General features: G+C 71.5%; 17 protein-coding genes and 1 pseudogene. 13 read left to right on the plus strand and 5 right to left on the minus strand.

The genetic code is table 11. The features are described from left to right. The first annotated feature begins 90 nt into the window (after nt 1-90). The 6 genes from VGH76_RS07230 (at nt 91) to VGH76_RS07255 (ending at nt 8,076) form a co-directional block, all read left to right on the plus strand. Entirely contained in the window at nt 91-759 is a 669-nt protein-coding gene (locus tag VGH76_RS07230) for an MEDS domain-containing protein (protein ID WP_331555948.1), read from the plus strand. Between the two features lie 47 nt (nt 760-806). Further along, nucleotides 807-2,402 (plus strand): PucR family transcriptional regulator, encoded by a 1,596-nt coding sequence (locus VGH76_RS07235; protein ID WP_331555949.1) that lies wholly within the window; start codon nt 807-809, stop codon nt 2,400-2,402. After that, the gene (locus VGH76_RS07240; RefSeq protein ID WP_331555950.1) at nt 2,399-4,699 is read left to right on the plus strand and encodes a molybdopterin-dependent oxidoreductase; all 2,301 of its coding nucleotides are present in this window, start codon (nt 2,399-2,401) and stop codon (nt 4,697-4,699) included. The genes VGH76_RS07235 and VGH76_RS07240 overlap by 4 nt, the downstream gene beginning before the upstream one ends. A 345-nt stretch (nt 4,700-5,044) precedes the next feature. Next, on the plus strand, nt 5,045-5,662 hold the full coding sequence (locus VGH76_RS07245) for a hypothetical protein (RefSeq protein ID WP_331555951.1): 618 nt from the start codon (nt 5,045-5,047) through the stop codon (nt 5,660-5,662). Nucleotides 5,663-5,780: 118 nt separating this feature from the next. Continuing rightward, nucleotides 5,781-7,274 carry a tyrosinase family protein gene (locus VGH76_RS07250; RefSeq protein WP_331555952.1) on the plus strand — a complete coding sequence of 498 codons (1,494 nt, stop codon included), beginning with the start codon at nt 5,781-5,783 and terminating at the stop codon, nt 7,272-7,274. Between the two features lie 199 nt (nt 7,275-7,473). Then, a complete protein-coding gene (locus tag VGH76_RS07255) occupies nt 7,474-8,076 on the plus strand; it encodes a TetR/AcrR family transcriptional regulator (protein WP_331555953.1) in 603 nt (200 codons plus the stop codon). Nucleotides 8,077-8,092: 16 nt separating this feature from the next. Here the strand turns inward: VGH76_RS07255 and metK are convergent, their stop codons facing one another. From metK to VGH76_RS07270, 3 genes are read right to left on the minus strand one after another with little or no spacing between them, the layout of a single operon-like run. Beyond that, nucleotides 8,093-9,301, minus strand: coding sequence for a methionine adenosyltransferase (gene metK / locus VGH76_RS07260; RefSeq protein WP_331555954.1), 1,209 nt, complete (start codon nt 9,299-9,301; stop codon nt 8,093-8,095). Continuing rightward, complete coding sequence (locus VGH76_RS07265; RefSeq protein ID WP_331555955.1) at nt 9,298-10,464, minus strand: hypothetical protein; 1,167 nt, start codon at nt 10,462-10,464, stop codon at nt 9,298-9,300. The genes metK and VGH76_RS07265 overlap by 4 nt, the downstream gene beginning before the upstream one ends. A 2-nt stretch (nt 10,465-10,466) precedes the next feature. Then, the gene (locus VGH76_RS07270; RefSeq protein WP_331555956.1) at nt 10,467-11,975 is read right to left on the minus strand and encodes a hypothetical protein; all 1,509 of its coding nucleotides are present in this window, start codon (nt 11,973-11,975) and stop codon (nt 10,467-10,469) included. 300 nt (nt 11,976-12,275) lie between these two features. Between VGH76_RS07270 and VGH76_RS07275 the strand changes: the two genes are divergently transcribed. The 7 genes and pseudogenes from VGH76_RS07275 (at nt 12,276) to VGH76_RS07305 (ending at nt 20,576) form a co-directional block, all read left to right on the plus strand. After that, on the plus strand, nt 12,276-13,628 hold the full coding sequence (locus VGH76_RS07275; protein ID WP_331555957.1) for a helix-turn-helix domain-containing protein: 1,353 nt from the start codon (nt 12,276-12,278) through the stop codon (nt 13,626-13,628). Beyond that, nucleotides 13,625-15,457 (plus strand): bifunctional homocysteine S-methyltransferase/methylenetetrahydrofolate reductase, encoded by a 1,833-nt coding sequence (locus tag VGH76_RS07280; protein WP_331555958.1) that lies wholly within the window; start codon nt 13,625-13,627, stop codon nt 15,455-15,457. Before VGH76_RS07275 ends, VGH76_RS07280 begins: the two co-directional genes overlap by 4 nt. A gap of 134 nt (nt 15,458-15,591) precedes the next feature. After that, nucleotides 15,592-16,764: a 5-methyltetrahydropteroyltriglutamate--homocysteine methyltransferase gene (locus tag VGH76_RS07285; protein ID WP_331555959.1), complete on the plus strand. Its 1,173-nt coding sequence runs from the start codon at nt 15,592-15,594 to the stop codon at nt 16,762-16,764. Nucleotides 16,765-17,017: 253 nt separating this feature from the next. Continuing rightward, a pseudogene (locus VGH76_RS07290) lies at nt 17,018-17,325 on the plus strand (PfkB family carbohydrate kinase); the annotation flags it as partial. Nucleotides 17,326-17,377: 52 nt separating this feature from the next. Beyond that, entirely contained in the window at nt 17,378-18,298 is a 921-nt protein-coding gene (locus tag VGH76_RS07295; RefSeq protein WP_331555960.1) for a hypothetical protein, read from the plus strand. A gap of 77 nt (nt 18,299-18,375) precedes the next feature. Continuing rightward, nucleotides 18,376-20,073, plus strand: a complete 1,698-nt coding sequence (locus tag VGH76_RS07300) for a formate--tetrahydrofolate ligase (protein WP_331555965.1) — start codon at nt 18,376-18,378, stop codon at nt 20,071-20,073. 227 nt (nt 20,074-20,300) lie between these two features. Continuing rightward, nucleotides 20,301-20,576, plus strand: coding sequence for a hypothetical protein (locus tag VGH76_RS07305; protein ID WP_331555961.1), 276 nt, complete (start codon nt 20,301-20,303; stop codon nt 20,574-20,576). A gap of 6 nt (nt 20,577-20,582) precedes the next feature. Here VGH76_RS07305 and VGH76_RS07310 read toward each other — a convergent pair whose 3' ends face one another. Further along, nucleotides 20,583-20,891, minus strand: coding sequence for a hypothetical protein (locus VGH76_RS07310; protein ID WP_331555962.1), 309 nt, complete (start codon nt 20,889-20,891; stop codon nt 20,583-20,585). Between the two features lie 314 nt (nt 20,892-21,205). Next, a partial coding sequence (locus tag VGH76_RS07315; RefSeq protein WP_331555963.1) for an ANTAR domain-containing protein occupies nt 21,206-21,499 on the minus strand: 294 nt, incomplete at its 5' end.

Genomic DNA, 21,499 nt, shown 5'->3' on the forward strand with positions numbered 1-21,499 from the left:
CCCCGTCGCGCCTCGCGCCCTCGATGCGGACGCCCTGGTCGTCGAGCACGCCCGACGCTACGGTCGGTAGTTCGAACGCGGGAGCCACACATGACGACATCGATGTCGATGGGGCTTCCGGGCGTGAGCCTCGCGCCCGGCGATCACATCTGTGCGTTCTACCGCGGGTCCGCGGAGCGGGACGAGATCCTCGTCCCCTATCTCCGCGAAGGCCTCCGGGCCGGCGACAAGTGCATCTGCGTCACCGACGACCCCCTCGCGAGCGACTCCGTCCGGGCCCTCGCCATCGAGAGTGCCACCGACCCCGATCTCGCGTTCGGGCACCTCCAGCACCTGTACAGCGAGTCGAGCTATCTCCTCGACGGGTTCTTCGGCATCGAGCGGATGATCGGGTTCTGGGAGAGCGCCGTCGGTGGCGCCGTGGACCGCGAGGGCTTCGGGTTCGTGCGCGCGGTCGGGGAGATGACCTGGGCCCTGAGCGGTCTCCCGGGGGCGGAGGACCTCCTGACCTACGAGTCCCGGCTCAACGACTTCCTCCCCCGCTACCCGCAGGTGGTCCTCTGCCTCTACGACCTCGCGCGGTTCACCGACGGCGAGATCCTGGTGGACATCCTGCGGACGCACCCCGCGGTGCTGATCAGCGGGCAGCTGATGGACAACCCGTGGTACATCGAGCCGGACGTGTACCTCAACCGGCACCCCGAGCCGACGGTGGCGTCGCCGACCGCCGTGCTCGATGCGGCGTGGGCACCACGGTGACCGCCGTAGCCGCGTCCACACCGCGCGAGCGTGGGCTCCTCTCGAGCATGCGCAGCCTGCTGGTGCTGGGCAAGCTGATGACCGAGGGGGCCGACGAGCACCAGATCCTCATGCTGGCGACGACGGCCGCGCGGTCGCTGGCCCGGTGCACGACGGTCACCATCGAGCTGGCGGGCGAGACGCCGTCGGTCGGGCTCCTCGATCACCTCACGCACGTCGGTACCTCCGGCGGCTCCGTCGGACTCCCCGACACCGGATGGGCGTGGGCCTTCCCGTTGAGCAGCCAGTCCGGCCACCTCGGCCATCTCGTGGTCGGGGCCGGGTGCGAGCCGACGAACGAGGAACAGTTCCTGCTCCGGGCCCTGGCCCAACAGACCGGTGGTGCCCTGGCCAACCGACGCCTGCACGCCCAGGAACAGGCCACAGCCGCCACCCTGTCGGTGCTCAACGAGCGATTGCGCGGCACCGTCGGGGCCCTGCAGCACAGCATGGACATCCACACCCGGCTGACCGCCGTCGCCGTCTCGGGTGAAGGGCAGGAAGGGATCGCGCTGGCGGTGCACGAGCTGACCGGGCTGCAGGTCGCGATCGAGGACCGGTACGGCAACCTGCAGGCGTGGGCCGGGCCACATCGTCCCGAGCCCTACCCCAAGGACTCCGCGGCCTGCCGCGACCGGTTGATCGCCCGCGCGAAGCGGGAGGCCCGGCCGCTCCGCGAGGGCGCGCGGGTGCTGGCGGTGGCGCAGCCCCGGGGCGACACCCTGGGCGTGATCGTGCTCGTCGACCCGGACCGCCGGGCCGGTGACCAGGAGCTGATGGCCCTCGAGCACGGCGCGACGATCCTCGCGATGGAGCTGGCGAGGGTCCAGAGCCTCACCGAGAGCAAGCTGCGCCTGCGCCGCGACGTCGTCGACGAGCTGCTCAACGGCACGGACGAGGAGAGCGGCCTGGCCCGTGCGATGGCCCTCGGTTACGACCTGCAGCGCCCCCACCGGGTCGTCGTCGTGGAGGGACCCGAGAACACCGGCGACAACGACGCGCTGTTCCAGGCCGTGCGACGAGCCGCCCGGGACGAACCGGCCGGCTCCCTCCTCGTGGCCCGGGGTGCGGAGGTGGTGCTGCTCGCCGACACCGAGTCCGACTGGGAGCACCTGCGTCGCGCGGTCGTGCGCGACCTGGGGGACCGGCGGGCCCGCATGGGCATCGGCGAGCGCTGCGAGAAGGTGGTCGACTTCCCGCGGTCCTACCGGCAGGCGAAGCTCGCGCTGCGGCTGCCGGACCGCTGGGAGCGCGACGCCGCCGCGATCCGCTTCGACGACCTCGGGGTGTACCGCCTGCTGATCGGCATCGAGGACCTCGGGGAGATCGACCGGTTCGTCGAGCACTGGCTCGGCAAGCTGCTCGAGTACGACGCCCGGCGCGGCTCCGAACTGGTCCGCACCCTGGCCCACCACCTCGAGCGCGGCGGCAACTACGAGCTCACCGCGAAGTCGCTGATCGTGCACCGCAGCACGCTGAAGTACCGGCTCCAGCGCATCCGGCAGATCGCCGACCTCGACCTGAGCGACCCCGACATCTGGTTCAACCTGCACCTCGCCACCCGGGCGTGGAGCACGCTGGGTGTGCTCAGGGCGCCCCGGTGACCGCCGGACCGCCCTCCTCCACCTCCCACTTCCACACCTCCCACTGGGGGGCGTTCACCCCGGGGATCGAGCGTGGCGACGTCACCGCCGTGCACCCCTCGCCGTTCGACCCGGCCCCGTCGCCCCTGCTCGGCAACCTCGTCGGGTCGCTGCGGCACCGGTTGCGGATCCCCCGGCCGATGGTGCGCGAGGGCTGGCTGCGCGACGGACCCGGACCGGCCCCGCGACGGGGCGACGAGCCCTTCGTCCCGGTCGGGTGGGACGAGGTGGTCGACCGGCTGGCCGACGAGCTGCGGCGGGTGTACTCGCAACGCGGGCCCGAGGCCGTGTTCGGCGGCTCGTACGGCTGGTCCAGCGCCGGCCGGTTCCACCACGCCCAGGGCCAGGTCCACCGGTTCCTCAACACGCTGGGCGGTTACGTCGCCTCGGTCAACACCTACAGCGCGGGGACCTCGGAGGTGCTGCTGCCCCACGTCCTCGGCGCGGGCCCGGAGATCCTGCGATCGCTGACCAGCTGGCCGGTGCTCCTCGAGCACACCGAGCTGATGGTCTGCGTCGGTGGGGTGCCCGCCAAGAACATGGCCGTTGCTCCGGGCGGGGTCACCGCCCACACCACCGAGGGTCATCTGGCCGCGATGGCGGCCCGCGGTACCGAGCTCGTCCTGGTCGGCCCCGACCGCCGGGACCTGCCGGCGGAGGTGTCGTCGCGATGGCTCCCGGTGCGGCCGGGGACCGACGCCGCATTCCTCCTCGCCCTCTGCCACGTGCTCGTGACCGAGGGCCTGTACGACGAGGCGTTCCTGGCCACCCACTGCGCGGGCAGCGACCAGGTCCTCGACCACCTGCTCGGCCGGTCCGACGGGACGCCCAAGTCTCCGCGGTGGGCGGCGGAACTGTGCGGGGTCGACGCCGACGCGATCACGGCGCTGGCGCATCGGATGGCCTCGCGGCGCACCATGATCACACTGACCTTCTCCCTGCAGCGCGCCGAGTTCGGCGAACAGCCGGTCTGGGCCGGCGTGCTCCTCGCCGCGCTGCTCGGTCAGATCGGACTCCCCGGCGGCGGCTTCGGACACGGGTACGGCTCGATCGGCGACAACGGGCACCCCGCCCACACCACGACGCTGCCGACCCTCCCCCAGGGCCACAACCCGGTCCGCGAGCGCATCCCGGTGGCTCGCATCGCCGACATGCTGCTGCACCCCGGCGCGGAGTACGACTACGACGGCGCCCGTCGGCGCTACCCCGACATCGAGCTCGTCTACTGGTGCGGCGGCAACCCGTTCCACCACCACCAGCACCTCGCGCGGCTGCGCGCCGCCTGGCGCCGTGTGCCCACCGTCGTCGTCCACGAGCCCTACTGGACCCCGGCCGCCCGGCACGCCGACATCGTGCTGCCCGCGACCGTCACCCTCGAGCGCGACGACATCGGTGCCTCGCGCACCGACACCTTCCTGACCGCCATGCACGCGGGCGCGGCGCCCTACGAACAGGCGCGGGACGACTACACCGCCTTCTCGGCGGTCGCCGCCGTGCTGGGAACGGAGAAGGAGTACACCGAGGGGCGCAGTGCAGCCGACTGGCTGCGTCACCTCTACGACGGCTGGCGCGCCGACGACGCGGCACGACCGGACTTCGATGCGTTCTGGGCGGCCGGGCAGGTGCGGGTCCCCTCGCCACCGCCGGGCGTGCTGCTGGCCGACTTCCGCCGTGACCCCGCGGCGCATCCCCTCGCGACCCCGAGCGGGCGGATCGAGCTGTCGTCCGCGGTCGTGGCGTCGTTCGGCTACCGGGACTGCCCCGGCCACCCCACGTGGCTGGAGCCCGTCGAGTGGCACGGCTCCGAGCGCGCCGGCCGCTTTCCCTTGGTCCTGCTGGCCAACAACCCGGCCGCCCGCCTGCACAGTCAGCTCGATTTCGGGGAGCACAGCCGGGAGTCCAAGGTCGCGGGCCGGGAGCCGGTACGCATCCACCCGGCGGACGCCACACGACGCGGACTGCGGTCCGGCGACCTGGTCCGTGTCCTCAACGATCGTGGCGCGTGCCTCGCCGGCGTCGTCGTCGACGCCGACCTCTCCCCGGGCGTCGTGCAGATGTCGACGGGTGCCTGGCTCTCCCCGGTCCCGGACGTGGAACCCCTCCTGTGCGCGGCGGGCAACGTCAACGTCCTGACGCGCGACGTCGGGTCCTCCCGCCTCTCCCAGGGCTGCGCCGGCGCCCGGGCGCTGGTGGAGATCGAGAAGTGGCGCGGCCCGGTTCCTGCCATCGACGCCGCGAGCCCACCAGAAACGGTCTGAAGCGCCCCGGGGTGTGGTGAGCGGGGGAACCTCAGGCGGTGTGCCTGCCCGCCGCCGGGCTCACCGTCCGTCTGGTGCTGCTGCAGGGAAACGGCAGCAGCCTCTCTGATCGACCACCCCACACAATCCTGACCTCGCGTGTCGGAAGGTGAGTCCGGCGGCGAGGGCAGCCGGCTGAATCATCAGAGTCGTCGGATCAGCCAGACGGACCTGCCAGCGGAGTGCGCACCCGCCCATCCTGCGGCAACCCAGCGATGCTCGATGCATTCACCATCGCACGGACGGCGGCTCCTACCCTTCTGACCGCGCCTCGATAATCACATCGCCGCCCGAGTAGCGCGGCTCGTGATCGCGGGGGGCGGGATCGTCGTGCTTCAACTCCAGGCCGGCCCCCCGACCGACCAGGCAGCACCAGCGACCGTAGGAATCGTCCGGGACTTCGCCCATCCGTTGCTCGAGCTGATCCGGCTACTACGTGAGGCCTCCGAGATCGAGCATGCGCTGATGGTCCAGTACCTGTACTCGATGTTCTCGGTCAGCACGGCCTATCCGAAGCTACGAGGCTTCGCTCTCGCCAGCCCCCACCTGAGCGAGTGGCCCGACGAGCTCACGGCAATCCTGGAGGAGGGCGAACACGGCCACTTCGAGTTCTTCAAATCGGTCTTCCTCGGGACCCACCAGGGATTCCACGGAATGCACGACCCGTGGAGCCTGGCGCCCACAGACCCCGCCCACCCGTCCGTCCCCCTTGGCGCCAACCCCAGCGCCGTTCCCGGTCACCCACGCGAGCTCCCCGACGACCACGGCCAGCGCCGGCTCGCCTGGTCGGCCGACCTGCACTACTGGCTGGTCCTGATGTTGCTCGACGTGAGCTACCGCATCGGGGCACCCGAGGCCGGGGAGCAGGCCCAGCAGCACAGGGTGTCAGGGCTGCTGCCTCTCGTCGCGCCCGCCACCGCCTGATGCGGCACGGCCCGGCCCCAACCGCGCCAGCCGCTCACTGGCGCGGCAGGTCACGCCCCGCCCGCGAGGGCCGTCGCCGAGACACCCCCAGTCCTTTCGACATCAAGGAGACCACCACATGGCCGACGTAGTCGTTGACGCCCCCACCTACATGCGAGACATCCGCCATTTCTTCGACGGAGTCGATCTCGAGCACATGCTCGCGCGTGGGATCGACCTGACCACATATCCCGCACTCAGGGCCGCGGCCACCCGCGTGTTCCAGCACACGCGGCCACCGAACGCCGACATGCCGCCCGATCCGGCCCGCAGATGGAGTCAGGAACGTTCCACCACGTTCCGCAACTGGATCACCACCGGACTCCCACTCGGCACCCCCGACACCGCACCGGTCCAGCCCGGTACCGGCGACCGGATCCGGAAAGACGCCCGGGATCTTACCGATGACGAGATCACCACGTTGCGTACCGCGTTCCAAGGACTGATGGACCGACCCGGCGACGCCGTGACTGATCGCGCACCCACGGCCGACGACAACTACTTCGGGTGGGCAAGCGTCCACGGGTTACCCGACCCGTTCGAGTGCCTGCACCACGAGGACCGATTCCTGCCGTGGCACCGGCCCATGCTCATCGGCTTCGAGGACGCCCTGCGCAGCGTGCCCGGCTGCGAACACGTCACCCTGCCCTTCTGGGACATCACCGCCGAACCCCCCGCGTTCCTCTACACCGCGCCCTTCAGTTCCTTCACCCTGCCCCGCGACATCGGCGATGGTTTCGCCGCCGGCGACAGCACCCAGCGCAACTCGGCCACCGACGTGCTCACCAACGTCAACAAGCGCAACATCCCGGCGAACATCAACGCTGCCCTGTCCCAGTTCGACTGGGGCACGTTCAGGAACACCCTCGAAGGCGGGGGCCACGACAACGGCCACCCGTCGACCGGAGCCACGATGTCCAACCCGGAGGTCGCCACCTACGACCCGATCTTCTGGTTCTTCCACGCCAACTGGGACCGGCTGTGGTGGGAATGGCAACAGACCATGCAGGCCACCACCGAGTGGACGTTCCGGAGCACCATCACCGACGGACAGTCCGACTTCCTCACGAGTGGATTCGACGATCTGCCCCCGTTCACCACCAAGGTCGCCGACACCATCGACCTCGCCGCGGCCGGCGTCGGCTACGCCCTCGCCCAGACACCGCCCCCGGGCCCGCCCCGTCCTTCGATCGCTCCTCTGACATTCGGCAGTCTCGCCGCGGCCCGAGCCATCACCGTCCAACCGCAACGGCAGGCCTCGGTGCGGCTCAAGGGCATCGATCGCCTCGCCATCCCGGGCACCTTCGAGGCCGTTCTGTCCGCCGACGGTGTCCCGGTCGCGCGGCAAGCGTTCTTCCAACCCATCCGTCCCCGCGAATGCATCGGATGCCGCGAGAAAGGAACGATCAACCTCGACCTGATGGTCGACGTCGACGCCATCATCGGTCGCGACCTGACCACCACGATCCAGCTGCTCACCCCCGGTGCGGAGCGGATCGGCCGGACCTTCCCCCTGAGCTCCTGCGGCAACCCGACACTCAACGTCCGTCTCCCGCTCCAGGGTCAGACCTGACCCGGCATCTGAGAACCCGGGCCGCCACCAACCGGCACGGACCTCGCCCCCGAACCGGCCCGAGACGAGCGACGCGGTGGACCTCCAGCCGTCGGCGGCGTCCCCAACGCAGAGCAGGTCTGCCCCCGGAGCAGCGTCGGCGCCACTCCTCGGGGGAGCTGGACGCGTCCCGACGTATCGTCGTGGCGGAGGTGAGGACGTGGACGCAACTGGTGACGGGACTCCGTCGGAGTCGGCGCAGCTTCGTGGCAGCGAACGGATCGGCCGCGCGGCGTACGAGCTGTTCACCCGTCACGGTGTGCGGGAGGTGGGGGTCGACGCGGTCGTTGCGCACGCGGGCACCGCGAAGATGACGCTGTACCGCAACTTCCCGTCCAAGAACGACCTCATCCTGGACTTCCTGTCCCGGCGGGAGCGGTGCTGGACCGAGCAGTGGCTCATCCACGAGAGCCGACAGCGTGGACGCACCCCTCAGGAACAGCTGCTGTCGATCTTCGATCTCTTCGGCGAGTGGTTCGCTCGACCCGACTTCGAGGGCTGCGTCTTCCTCACGACGATGATGGAGATCAACGATCCCGCCGACACGGTGTTCCAGGCAGCGGTCGAGCACCTCCGGCGGATTCGGGGCTACCTGCGGGAGCAGGCCGAGGCCGCGGGTGTCGACGATCCGACCCTGGTGGCGCGGCAGTGGCACATCCTGATGAAGGGCTCGATCATCGCCGCTCAGGAGGGTGACCGGGACGCCGCCGACGCCGCGAAGGAGATGGGCGGCCTGCTCCTGCGTGCCCACGTGACGAGCTGATCGGACCGTCGACCGCCTACAGACCGGCCGCGGCCCGCAGCCCGTCGGCCCGGTCCGTGCGCTCCCAGGAGAAGTCGCCGTCCTCTCGCCCGAAGTGCCCGTAGGCCGACGTGGCCGAGTAGATGGGACGGTGGAGGTCGAGGTAGCGCCGGAAGGCTGCCGGGCGGAGGTCGAAGTGCTCGGCCACCAGCTTCTCGATGACCGGGCGATCGATCTGCTCGGTGCCGAAGGTGTCGACGAACAGCGAGACCGGGCGGGCGACGCCGATGGCGTAGGCGACCTGGACCTCCGCGCGGCTCGCGAGCCCGGCGGCCACGACGTTCTTGGCCACGTACCGGGCGGCGTAGGCCGCCGACCGGTCGACCTTCGACGGGTCCTTGCCGGAGAACGCCCCGCCCCCGTGCCGGGCGAAACCGCCGTACGTATCGACGATGATCTTCCTCCCGGTCAGCCCGGCGTCGCCGACGGGTCCACCGACGACGAAGCGACCGGTCGGGTTGATCAGGAGGTCGCGCCGGAGGGCGTCGGCCTCGTAGAAGTCGCCGGGCAGCTCGGCGGTCACGACCTGCGACCACAGATCCTCACGGATCTGCTCGGTCGTGACGTCCTCGGCGTGCTGGGTGGACAGGAGCACGCGTTCGACGCCGACGGGCACGTTGTCCCGGTACCGGACCGAGACCTGCGTCTTGCCGTCGGGGCGGAGGTAGTCCAGCGTGCCGTCCTTGCGGACCGCGGCGAGTCGGCGGGCCAGCCGGTGCGCGAGCGCGATGGGCATCGGCATCAGCTCGGGGGTCTCGTCGGACGCGTACCCGAACATCATCCCCTGGTCGCCGGCGCCGGCGGAGTCCAGCTCGTCCTCGGAGAGCGCCCTGGCCTCGGCGGCCCGGTCGACGCCCTGGGCGATGTCCGGGGACTGCTTGTCGAGCGCGGTGAGGACCGCGCAGTTGTGCCCGTCGAACCCGTAGCGCCCGTCGTCGTAGCCGATGCGGTTGACCGTGTCCCGGACGACCTGGGTGTAGTCGACCTGGCTCCTGGTGGTGATCTCCCCGGCGAGGACGACCATGCCCGTGGTGATCATGGTCTCGCAGGCCACCCGGGAGCCGGGGTCGTCGCGCAGCGCCGCGTCGAGGACGGCGTCGGAGATCGCGTCCGCGATCTTGTCCGGGTGTCCTTCCGTCACCGATTCTGACGTGAACAGGTATTCCGACGTCGGTGCCTGGATCATCCGGGGCCTCCTGGGACAGCTGCTGGGTCGGGCCGGAGGGGGTGGGTCGCCCCGTCGCCGCGGGTCGCGTCGGGGAGGACCGCGGCGGAAGAGATGTGCCCGTTGGTCTCCGGGGACGTGTGCTCGGCCGCGGCGCAGGCGAGGTCCGCCCGGACCCGTGCCGCGCCGTCGACCATCGCGCGGAGCTTGGCCGTGGCGACGGGGATGGGGAGGTTCCGCAGTCCGCAGTCGGGGTTGATCATCAACTTGTCGGGTGGCACGAGATCGAGCGCGCGACGGATCCGGGCCTCGACGAGCTCGGGGGTCTCCACGGTCGTCGACTTGACGTCGATGACGCCGAGCCCGATCGAGCGGTCCCACCCGGAGCGCTCGATGATCGGGAGGTCCTCGTCGCCCTTGCGGGCGAACTCGAGCACGAGCTGGTCGACCCGGGCGTCGAGAACGGCCGGGAAGAGGAAGTCGTAGTGGCCTTCCCAGAGTGGCCGGGCGTAGCGGTTGCCGTAGCAGACGTGAAGCGCCCAGGGCACCTCGACGTCGCGGGTGATGATGTTGACCGCCTCCACGGCGAGGCCGACCTGCTCGGGACAGCCGGCGAGGAACGGCTCGTCGATCTGGAGCAGGTCCACCCCCGCGTCGCCCAGGGCGGCTGCCGCCTCCGCGAGCACGTGCGCGATCGCCCGGACCAGGTCGGCCGGCTCGCCGTGGACGTCGTCGACCACCCGCCGGGCGAGGGAGAACGGTCCGGTGAAGGAGAACTTGATCGGGCGGTCGGTGCGGGCCCGGGCGAAGTCGAGGTCGTCGTCGAGGCCGAGCCCGGGGTCGGTGGGCGACGGCCGCGGCGAGGACGCGACGCGGGTGTCGTAGTAGTCGTAGTAGAAGTCCTTGGTGGTCACCGGGAGCTCGATGCCGGGGATGCGGGAGAGCAGGTAGTCGACGTCGTTGTCGCGGCGCAGCTCGCCGTCGGAGACGATGTCGAGCCCGGCGAGCTCCTGGTCCTTGATCGCCGCGGTGACGGCGCAGTCGTGGACCTCGGCGAGCTGGGTGCCGCTGACCCGGTTCCTGAACCGGTCGGTCTTGAGACGCTCGAGCCATTCCGGCACCGGCCAGGACCCGACGACGGTGGTCGGAAGCAGGGGCAGGTCCGCGCGGCGGGGCGGTGTCATGGTCAGTCCCTGACCCGTGCGCTCATGGTGACGATGTTGGTCCCGACCCGGTGCGCGAACGGGGTGTAGGCGACGTCGAAGCCCCGCCGCCTCCCGACGTGGGCGAGCAGCGGACCGTTGACCCAGTTCACGACGGAGCCGTCGTACTTGCCGGGGCCCCGGAAGCCGTGGCGGTAGGCCCCCAGGTCGCGGGCGAAGATGTCGTGGCAGACGAGCTTCCCGTAGGGGTGCAGCAGCGGGAGGGTCTCGGTGAAGCTGGCGACCGCGCCGTTGCTGACGTGCATGCGCAGGTCGGCGCCCGACTCGAGCAGCGGGCGCAGCACCTCGCCGTTGACCGCGGGCGCGAGCTGGTAGGTGTCGAGGCCGGCGAGCCCGACGTAGCGCTCGGCGAGCCGGACCGCGGCCCAGGTCCGGCGCCAGAACTCCACGGCGGCCTCCGGGCTGTCGACGTGGGCCGGCGCCGCCTCGGCGAGCAGGGTCGGGCCGAGGCGCAGCAGCTTGTGCACCAGCTCCGGGAGCTGGTCGGGCCGCGCGTCGACCGAGGCGGCGAGGTCGGCCGCGTCGGCGGCGGGGATGTGTGCGCGGGACTCGACCAGGTAGGTGCGCCCGCCGAGCTGGGCCACCTCGTCGGTCGGCAGGTTGTCGTAGACGTTGGAGATGTAGATCAGGAAGACCCGGAACTGCAGGAAGCCCAGCGCCGAGCGCGGCTTCGTGGCGTCCAGGACGAACGAGCTCACGTGGTCGGTGTGCTCGGCGACGGCCTCGCGGGCCAGGTCGAGCACGTGCGCGGAGTAGTCGCACATCAGGTAATGCAGGCGGCGGTAGTAGCCGCGGCCGTGGTGGGCGTCGAGCTCGCGGAACTCGTCGAGGAACACCCGCGCCTGGCCGCCGTTGCCCACCCCGAGCTCGACCACGTAGAGCTCGGGGGGCAGGGCGCTGCGGTCGGCCAGCCCGTCCCACACCGAGAACAGCTCGAGGATGACGTCCCGGGCCGATTCCTGGTTGCGGGCGTCGCTCTCGCCGCCGGGCAGGGCCTGTTCGTAGGCCTGGCCGGTGGCCTTCTCCCACAGGTCCAGCGCCGTCCAGTACAGGGCGTTGAAGCCCCAGATGCAGCTCTGCCGGGTCGGTCCCCAGTCCTCGAGGACGACGTCCGCGGCCTCGGGAGCGGCCACGGGGGCGGCCGCGGGCCCCGCCGCGTGGGCGCGCAGGAGCTCACCGGTCACGTCGCGCAGCGCGGTGGTCGCAGCCCGACGGACATCGACGGCGACCTCGAGGTCGTCCTCGCGGGCCCCTCCCGGTACGGGGTCGCCGGGCGCACCCGACAGGATCGGCCGTATCTGGACCGCGTCCCGGAAGCTGTGGCGGTACTGCACCCAGTCGCAGACCACCCGCACCCGGGAGAGGTCGATGGCGCTCCTGCTCAGCGCATCGACGACCGGGCCGAGCGAGTCCTCCACCGTGACCGGGTTCGTGCTGCGCAGCCGAGCGTGCGGGCGGAAGTCGACGAGCATCCGGGCCTCCTGTGACGGTCCCGCCAGCAGCGTGGAGGAATCCCGCCCGAGCCGTCATCGTCGGCGAGGTCAAGGTTGCGCCGACTCCGTTGTGGCCCGGCTACAAAGGTGGGACCGTGAAGAACCGCTCCTCGCCGGTGCCGGCGCTCCGCTCGACCGCCGGCCACGCGGCCGTGAGCAGGGGTTACCGTCGTCCCAGCCGTCAGCACGTGCGTCCCCGCCGTCGCACCGAGGGTCCATAGGACCTGGGTCACAAGAACTGGACCCTCGGATTGTGCCCACGCCACAAAGGAGGGAGCCGTGGTCGGACGTCCGATGCGCCCGCGGCGTCACCGGGAGGAGCCGGAGCCCCTCGCGCCCTCCGCGGAGCGCACCGAGGCGACCGCGTTGCGCGAGATCGTCACCGTGTACGGGCGGCTGTCGGCGCTGGCGACCGACCGGTCCGACCTGTCCGCCGTCACCCGCCAGCTGGCGGGGGCGGTCGGGGCCCGCGTCGCCGTGCTGTCCGCCGCGCTCGACGTGATGGCGACCGCCGGCCAGACGGACGACGACCGGCCGGTCGTGGAGGTCCTCCGGTCGCACGCCGGGAGACGCGGGCTGGGGCCCGTGCTCTCCGGGGTGGCTCGCGCACGGCGCGCGGTGACGCTGCCCGGGTCCTCCGATCCGTCGTCGGCAGTGGTCGTCGCGCCGATCACCTCGGGGGACGAGCTGACCGCCTACCTCGTCACCTTCGGGCCCGGCGGCGAGGGACTCGGCGACGACGTCCGACTCCTGCTCAGCGAGCACGCGGCCATGATCTGCGGCGTCGTCCTGGGACGGGAACAGGTGGTGGCCGCGGCGGCCGGGCGGGCGCGCCGGGACCTCATCGAGGGCATCCTGCAGGGCCGCGGCCCCCACGACGGCGAGATACACCGGTGGGCCCGCCACCTCGGGTTCGACGACGGACGCGAACACCACGTGCTCGCCGTGCAGGCGCGGCCCGCCGCGGACCCGGCTCCGGGGGGCGAGTCCGGGTCCGGGCCGGTGGCCGCCGCCCACGCGACCGTCGAGGGGTTCCTCCTCCGCCACGCGCCGGGCGCGATCGTCGCCACGCGCGGGGACGAGGTGGTGGGGATCCTGCGGTGCCCGGGCGGCACGGACACCCTCGGCGAGGTCAAGGACCTGGCCGTCCGCTGCCGGCGGGTGGCGCAGGACCGTCACAGCGGTGTGGTCGTCGCCATCGGGGTCGGCGGGCCGTGCCGTCACGCCCCGCAGATCAGCGAGTCCTACAGCCAGGCCCGGCGATCGCTGGAGACGACGCTGCGGATCGCGCCGGCCGACGGGGTCGTGGCGTTCGCCGAACTCGGGGTACAACGCCTGCTGCTCAAGGTCCCCGACGTCACCGATCTGCGCGAGTTCGCGCGGGAGGTGCTCGGGGGCCTGCTCGAGCACGACGCCGCCGGGGGGTCCGAGCACCTGCGAACCCTCTCGGCCTACTTCGGCGTGAACTGCAGCCCGCGGCGCGCCGCCGCCAGCCTGCACATCCACCCCAACACGGTCAGCTACCGCATCCGGCGCATCGAGGAGCTCACCGGCCTCTCGCTGGACGTGCACCGAGACCGGCTGCTCGCCGAGATGGCCGTGGAGATCCTCCTTCCCTCGGAGGCCCGATGAACGACTCCGTGATACCGGGTCGGGCCGGCGTGCTCGTCTGCGACGGCGCCATGGGCACGATGCTCCACGCCGCAGGTCATCCGCTCGACCAGCACCTCCCCTACCTCAATCTCTCGGACCCGGGGGTCGTGCGGGCGGTCCACGACAGTTACCTCGCGTCCGGGGTCGACATCGTCCAGACGAACACCTTCGGAGCCAGCCGGATCCGCCTGGCCGGCGCGGGTCTGGCCGACGCGACCGAGCAGATGAACCGGGTGGGCACCCAGATCGCCCGGCAGGCGGCCGTGGCCACGGGCAGAGCCGTCGTCGTCGCCGGATCGGTCTCGCCCGCGGTCACGGTGCACCAGCGCGGCGCGATCCCCGCCCAGGACCGGCGGGACGCCCTCCAGGAGCAGATCGAGGTCCTGGTGAGCGCCGGGGTGGACCTGCTGATGCTCGAGACGTTCGGACACCTCGACGAGCTGGTGGAGGCGGTGGACGCCGCCTCGGCGACCGGGATCCCCGTGATCGCCGAGGCGACGTTCGCCGAGGACCGCCGGACCCTCAGCGGACACACCGTCGTCGACCTCGCCCGCGCGATCCCGCCGGAGCAGGTCGCCGCACTCGGCATGAACTGCACCCTCGGACCCCAGGGCTGCCTCGCCGTCATCCGGGAGCTCGCCCAGCACACCTCGGCGCCCCTGGCCGCCCAGCCCAACGCGGGGCTGCCCCGCCGCGTCGGCCCGTCACGGTTCGAGTACGTGATCGACTCCGACTACCTCGTCCGCTATGTCCGGCAGTTGCTCGCGGCCGGCGTGGCCGTGGTCGGCGGCTGCTGCGGGACGACCCCGAGCCAGATCGGTGCCGTGGTCGAGATCGTGCGCGATCACCGCAGGACGCGCCCGACGACGTCGCCGCGGTCGCCCGCGCGGACGGCACCGGCCGCGGCGGCGCAGGCGGAGGGTCCCGGGAGGTTCGTCGTCGCCGCCGAGCTCGTCCCGCCGGCGCCGGGCGAGACCGCGACCACGGTCGACGGTGCCCGCGCCCTGCGCGAGGTCGGCGTCGACACGGTCGTCGTCTCCGCCTCCCGAGCACCCCGAGCGCGCGTCAACACGATCAACCTCGCCGTCCACCTGAGCGACCAGGTGGGCATCGACCCCATCGTCGCCGTCCCCACCTGGGACCGCACGATCATGGCGCTCCAGGCGGACCTGCTCGGCGCGTCCGTCCTGGGCGTCCACCGCATCGTGTGCGAGACCGGGTCGCCGCCGCTGCTGGGTGACTACCCGAGCACGGACGGCATCTGGGAGGTCGACGCCCTCGGACTCGTCCGGCTGCTGCGCGGGCTCAACGAGGGCCGCGACCACCACGGCGTCGGGCTGACGACCCCGACCGCGTTCGAGATCGGATCACGGGTCAACCTCGGGCGTGACGATCTGGACGCCGCCGTCCAGGAGGCACAGACCGAGATCGACGCGGGTGCGTCGTTCCTCGTCACGGAGACCGTCTTCGAAACCGACGGCCTCGATCGCCTCCTGCGTGCGGTCGGGACGCGGACGCCGGTCCTGGTCCGGCTCCGGCCGCTCACGACGTTCGAGGAGGCCGACTACCTGCGTCACGAGGTGCCCGACGTCCGCATCCCCGACCAGACGGTGCTCGAGCTGGAACGCGCGGGCCCGCAAGCCCGCACGGTCGGTCGGCGCCTGGCGACCGAGCTCGCGGTCGGGGTGGCCGCCCGTGCCGACGGCCTCGTGGTCTGTGGCGACGGGGCCACGGACATCGACTTCGTCCGGGACCTGATCGGGGTGTGCGGTCGAGCAGCCGGCGCCCGGACCGGACGTGACGTTTGACGTGAGGCAGATCACGTCCTACGGTCGCAGTGCTGATGAGACCGGTCTGTCTCGCACGACGTCAGTTCTCGCCGCGCAGGCCGCCTCGGACGCCCACCGCACGGTCGACGAGGACACCGGAGGGTACGCACACCGTGAGCGACTACGACCCCAGGCAGGCCACGGGCATCCCGACCGAACAGGTCGGCTCGCTTCCCCGGCCACAGAAGCTGCAGGACGCCTACGCCGCGTACGACCGCGGCGAGATCGGCAAGGACGAGCTCGAATCCGTCCAGGACGAGGCGGTCAAGAATTCCATCGCCGGTCAGGAGGCGGCCGGGTCCCCGATCGTGTCCGACGGCGAGCAGCGGTGGTCGAGCTTCGCGACCTACCCGATCACCGACACGCTCGCGGGCACCGGCCTCGCGGACAACCTCTCCGGCGAGGGCGGTCAGTTCTTCGCCATCTTCGCCGACGGCCACGGCCGCCAGCTGCCACGGCTGACCGGCGGCCCGTTCCACTACAAGACCTACGCCGCGGACACGCTCAAGAAGTCCATCGGCTACGCGCACCGGCCGATGAAGCAGGCGGTCATCGCACCCTCGATGCTCTACCTGCTCTACCCGCTGGAGGAGGAGGTCCCCGGCTACCCCAAGGAGCAGTTCGAGAAGGACCTCACCGACGAGTGCGAGCGCGACATCCGCCAGGCCTTCGAGGCGGGTGCCGCCCGGGTGTCGATCGACTTCACCGAGGGCCGGCTCGCGACCCGCAACGACCCCCGCAACCCGTGGACCGGGGCCGGCCTGCTCGACCACTTCATCGAGATCAACAACTGGGTGCTCGACCGCTTCACCCCCGAGGAGCGCGTCAACATCGGCGTGCACACCTGCCCCGGCGGTGACCGGGACTCGGTGCACTCGGCGGACGTGCCCTACAACAACCTGCTGCCGAAGATGTTCGAGATGAACGCCGGCTACTTCCTGATCCAACTGGCCAGCGAGCGGGACAAGGACCCGGTGTACGAGTCGATCGGCAAGCACGTCCGCAGCGACGCGAACGGCGTGGCGCAGACCGCGTTCGTCGGGGTCATCAATCCGCTCAACCCGCGGGTGGAGAGCCCCGAGGAGGTCCGTGACGCCCTGGTGCGGGCGTCGAACTTCATCCCGCGCGAGCAGCTCGGGGCCACGGACGACTGCGGGTTCTCGCCGTTCTCGATCGACGAGAAGCCCAGCCACGGCTCGCCGGACTTCGCCCGCGAGGTCGCGTTCCAGAAGATCCACAACCGGGTCGAGGGCGTCCGCGCGGCCGCCGAGAAGCTCGGCCTCTGACACGTCGCGGTCCCCGGGCCCGGGCGAGGATCTCCTCGCCCGGGCCCCGGCATTTCTGCATGTCACGCCGCGGCCCGGTGCCGACGCAAGCCCTGTGGCCCGGCACAAAGGCGTGGCCGGAGCGTTGTCCTCCTGACCGATGAGGACCTCCCCGCTCCCCGGGGAGGATCGGTGGACCATCACCATCGATGCAGGAGCTCCCGTGGCGGTCACGAGAACGGCGATCACCGGGTCGATCGCGACCGATCACCTCATGCATTTCCCGGGTCGATTCTCCGAGCACCTCGTCGCCGGACACCTCGACCGCCTCTCGCTCAGCTTCCTGGTCGACGATCTCGACGTGCCGCCGGGGCGGGGTCGGCGCGAACATCGCGTTCGGACTGGGCGTCCTCGGCCACCACCCGTTGCTGGTCGGTGCCGCGGGAACCGATTTCTCGACGTACCGCGAATGGCCGGAGGCGCACGGCGTCGACTGCGACGCGGTGCAGGTGTCGGCAACGGCGGGCACGGCGCGTTTCACGTGTACCAGCGACGAGGACCTGCCAGATCGCGTCCTTCTACGGGACGAGATCGCCCCGGTGCTCGTCGCCGCGACCGGCCAGGAGGAGAAGTCATGACCGACGAGCACGGCAGCGCCACAACGGCGCTCGGGACCGCCCGGCGGCTGGTGGAGGGCTTCAGCATCGAGGTGACGCCGCGGGAGACCGACAAGCTCGAGGAGGCTGCCCGCGTGCTGGCCCCGGGGACGGCCGTGTACGTGACGTTCCTCGGCAACGTGCCGTTCGAGCGGTCCCTGGCCACGGCGAGGCGGGCCCGCGAGGTCGGGCTGCGGCCGGTGGTGCACCTCGCCGTCCGCGCCATCGCGGACCTCGGTGCGCTCGACCGCACCCTCGGGCAGCTCGCGGACCAGGAGGTCACCGACATCCTGCTGGTCGCGGGGTCGATCGCGGAGCCGGCCGGGTCGCTCGACCGGACCCTCCAGGTCCTCGAGTCCCCCGCCCTGCAACGTCGGGGCTTCGCCAGCATCGGGGTGGCCGGACACCCCGAAGGCAACCCCGGGGTCGACCCGGGCGCCGTCGACGACGCCGTCGTCCAGAAGAACAAGATCGCGGCGGACGCGGGACTGCCCCTGCACCTCGTCACCCAGTTCTGCTTCTCCGCCGACCCGGTCGTCGCCTGGGAGCGGCGGATGCGCGACGCCGGCAACCGGCTGCCGGTGCACGTCGGGCTGCCCGGCCTGACCTCGCCCGCCCGACTCCTCAAGTTCGGTCTGAGCTGCGGGATCGGGCCCTCGCTGTCGGTGCTGCGCAAGCAGGGCGGCAGCGTCCTCAAGCTCGCCACGCAGGTCTACCGGCCCGCCCAGACCCTCGCGGGCCTCGCGCGGGCGGTGGCGGACGACGCCGAGAGCCTCCTCACGACGGTCCACTTCTTCCCCTTCGGCGCCGTGGTCCCGACGGCGACCTGGGCGAGCGCGATCAGCGCCGGACGCTTCCGCCTCACCGACGACGGCCGCCTCGAGACCGACGTCGACTGACCGCGGACGGACGAGCCCCTCCCCTGCTGGTCGACGCCCGAGCATGCCGCGCCCGGGACTCCCGAAAGGACACCCCCATGCCCTTCCCGTCCGATCTCGAGATCGCCCGGTCCGGTCGGCTCGTGCCCCTGCGCGACGTGGCCGCGTCGATAGACATCCCGCCCCACCTGCTCGAGCCCTACGGCGACGACGTCGCGAAGATCAAGCTCGACGCGATCGAGGAGCTCGCCGACCGCCCGAGGGCCAGGTACGTCGTGGTCTCCGCCGTGACCCCGACGCCGCTCGGCGAGGGCAAGACGACCACCACGGTCGGGCTCGGACAGGCCTTCTCCCACCTGGGCAAGCGCGCGACCGTCGCCATCCGCCAGCCCTCGATGGGTCCCACCTTCGGGATCAAGGGCGGGGCGGCGGGCGGCGGCCACGCGCAGGTCGTCCCCATGGACATCCTCAACATGCACCTCACCGGCGACTTCCACGCCGTGACCGCGGCCCACAACATGCTCTCCGCGGTGCTGGACAACCACCTGTTCCAGGGCAACGCCTCGGACCTCGACCCCCACCAGATCACATGGCGGCGGGTGATCGACGCCAATGACCGGTCCCTGCGCAACATCATCACCGGGCTGGGTGGGCGGCTCGACGGGGTCCCCCGCCAGACCGGGTTCGACATCACCGCGGCGTCCGAAGTGATGGCCGTCCTGGCGCTGTCCGGGTCGCTGAGCGAGATGCGTGCGCGCCTCGGGCGCATCGTCGTCGGCTACCGCCGGGACGGAACGGCGGTGTCCGCCGAGGACGTCCGTGGCGCCGGCGCCATGGCCGCGATCATGGTGAACGCGCTGAAGCCGAACCTGATGCAGACGCTCGAGAACACGCCCGTCCTGGTCCACGCGGGTCCGTTCGGCAACATCGCGCACGGCAACTCGTCGATCGTCGCCGACCTCATCGGTATCCGCGGTGCCGACTTCCTCGTCACCGAGGCCGGGTTCGGCGCCGACATGGGCGCGGAGCGCTTCTTCAACATCAAGTGCCGGGCCTCGGGCCTCGTGCCCGACGCGGCCGTCGTCGTCACGACCGTCCGCGCCCTGAAGGCCCACAGCGGCAACCACCGGATCGTCGCCGGGAGGGCATTGCCCGAGGCGCTGCTCGTCGAGAACCCCGACGAGGTGCACTCCGGCGGGTCGAACCTGCGCAAGCAGATCGAGAACATCCGGCTCCACGGCGTTCCCCCGGTGGTGGCGATCAACGCGTTCCCCGGCGACCACCCCTCCGAGCATGCCGCCATCGCCGAGATCGCCGCGACCGCGGGCGCCCGCTCGGCGGTGTGCACCCACTTCGCCGAGGGCGGCAAGGGTGCCGCGGAGCTCGCCGAGGCGGTCACCGAGGCGGCGGACGAGCCGTCCGGCTTCCGGTTCCTCTATCCCGACGACCTCCCGTTGCGGGAGAAGATCGAGGTCGTCGCCCGTCAGGTCTACGGCGCGGACGGCATCGACGTCGCCCCGTCGGCGGCCGCGTCCCTGGACGTGTACGAGCGCAACGGGTTCGGCCGGCTCCCGGTCTGCATCGCCAAGACCCACCTCTCGATCTCGTCGGACCCGGCGCTCATGGGCGCACCGACGGGCTGGCGCCTGCCCGTCCGGGAAGTGCGTGCGTCGGTGGGTGCCGGGTTCATCTACCCGCTCTGCGGAGAGATGCGGACGATGCCCGGTCTGGGCACCCACCCCGCCGCCCACGAGATCGACATCGACGCCGACGGTCGGATCGTCAACCTGTCGTGACCACGATCCCGACCGCGAGAGCCGAGCCCGGAGGAAACCGATGGAATCCCTGCGACGCGCCGGCGCCGCCTCCCCGAGCTGTCGACCGGGCTCGGCTCATGAGCGCGGCGGTGGGGCTCACGCGGGGACATTTCGAAGAACGGCGTCGCCGCAGCCCGTGATCACTCAGCGGTCGGCGCCGCGGCGACGACATCACCCCAGGAAGAAGCGCTCACGAAGGAGGAGTCATGGCGCCTGAAGAACGCAGTGCCGCGTCGATCCGGGAAGCACTCCACGTCCTCCGGGACCTCGACGAGCACGGTGACCGCTTGTGTCCCGCCGGGAGCGACCGGACCGCCTGGGCGCGAAGCGTCCTCGAGGAGCTCGCCCAGGCGGCCGGGGTCATCGGAGGTGCCGTGCAGCAGGTCTCCGGCCGTCGCAACGACACCGTCTCCCACAGCGCGACAGCCCTCGCCGGCACCATCAGCGCGCACACCCACATCGCGTTCTCCGCGCAGTTCTGAGCAGCCTCAGCCATGGGAGCTCCGGGCCGGTTCGGTATTCCCGGTCTCGAGGTCGCGGGAGGTGCGGAGTCCCACGGTCTCCATGACCCCCATGCGGAGCCAGAGCTGCCGACACGTGGTCGCGAGGACATCGAGGACCGCGGTCTCGTCACCGCCGAGGAGGTCCAGGTGCACGACCAGATGTGTCGCGCCGGCCCGCAGGAGGCCGGCCATCGTTCTGGCGAGTCGGACGGGCAGGTCGGCGTCGGCGTCGCCGCCCAGCCGAACGTGCACCTTGTGGTCGTCGGTCCACATCGTGACGATGCGTGCAGTCACCACGGCTCTCCCCCGAACGCGTCGCAATGGTGAGGACACGTCGTCGGGGTCCGGAACGACGCCGGTGCATCCCGCCTTCGCCCCACGGGGCGCCGGCGAGCCGACCCACAATAAAACGGACGCTTGGCGAAAGGGAGGACCGACGGGCGCGCAATTCGTCTTTCTCGAAACCTGCCGCACCGACCGTTGCCCCGGAGATCCTCGAATGGTGAACATCCAGGCACGGTCAGAGCACATGCTCGGCGGACTTCTCGGAGGGCCGTGAGACAGAGCCCGCGTCAGGCGGGCCAGGCGGCGCGGACGAGGGCAACGCCCTAGTGCAGGTCGAGAGTTCCCTCGACGACCGCTCGGGCGACGTTGGCCAGGCGCTGGTTGTTGCTCCTGGCGTGGCTGCGCAGCCGGAGGAACGCGACGGCGAGGTCCAGGCGGTGGCGCTCGGCGAGGAGGCCCTTCGCCTGCTCGATGACGATCCGGCTGGCCAGCGCGTGCTTGAGCTGCTCGTTGACGGTCCCGACCTCGCGCTGAGCGCGGTGGTGGACGATCCCGGTCGCCGCAGCGGTCGCGAGGTGACCGGCGAGCACCTGGTCGGGCCCGGGCACGGGGCCGGG

Origin of the sequence: Actinomycetospora sp., from assembly GCF_036497585.1 — a bacterium.
In the GTDB taxonomy this organism is placed as follows: domain Bacteria; phylum Actinomycetota; class Actinomycetes; order Mycobacteriales; family Pseudonocardiaceae; genus Actinomycetospora.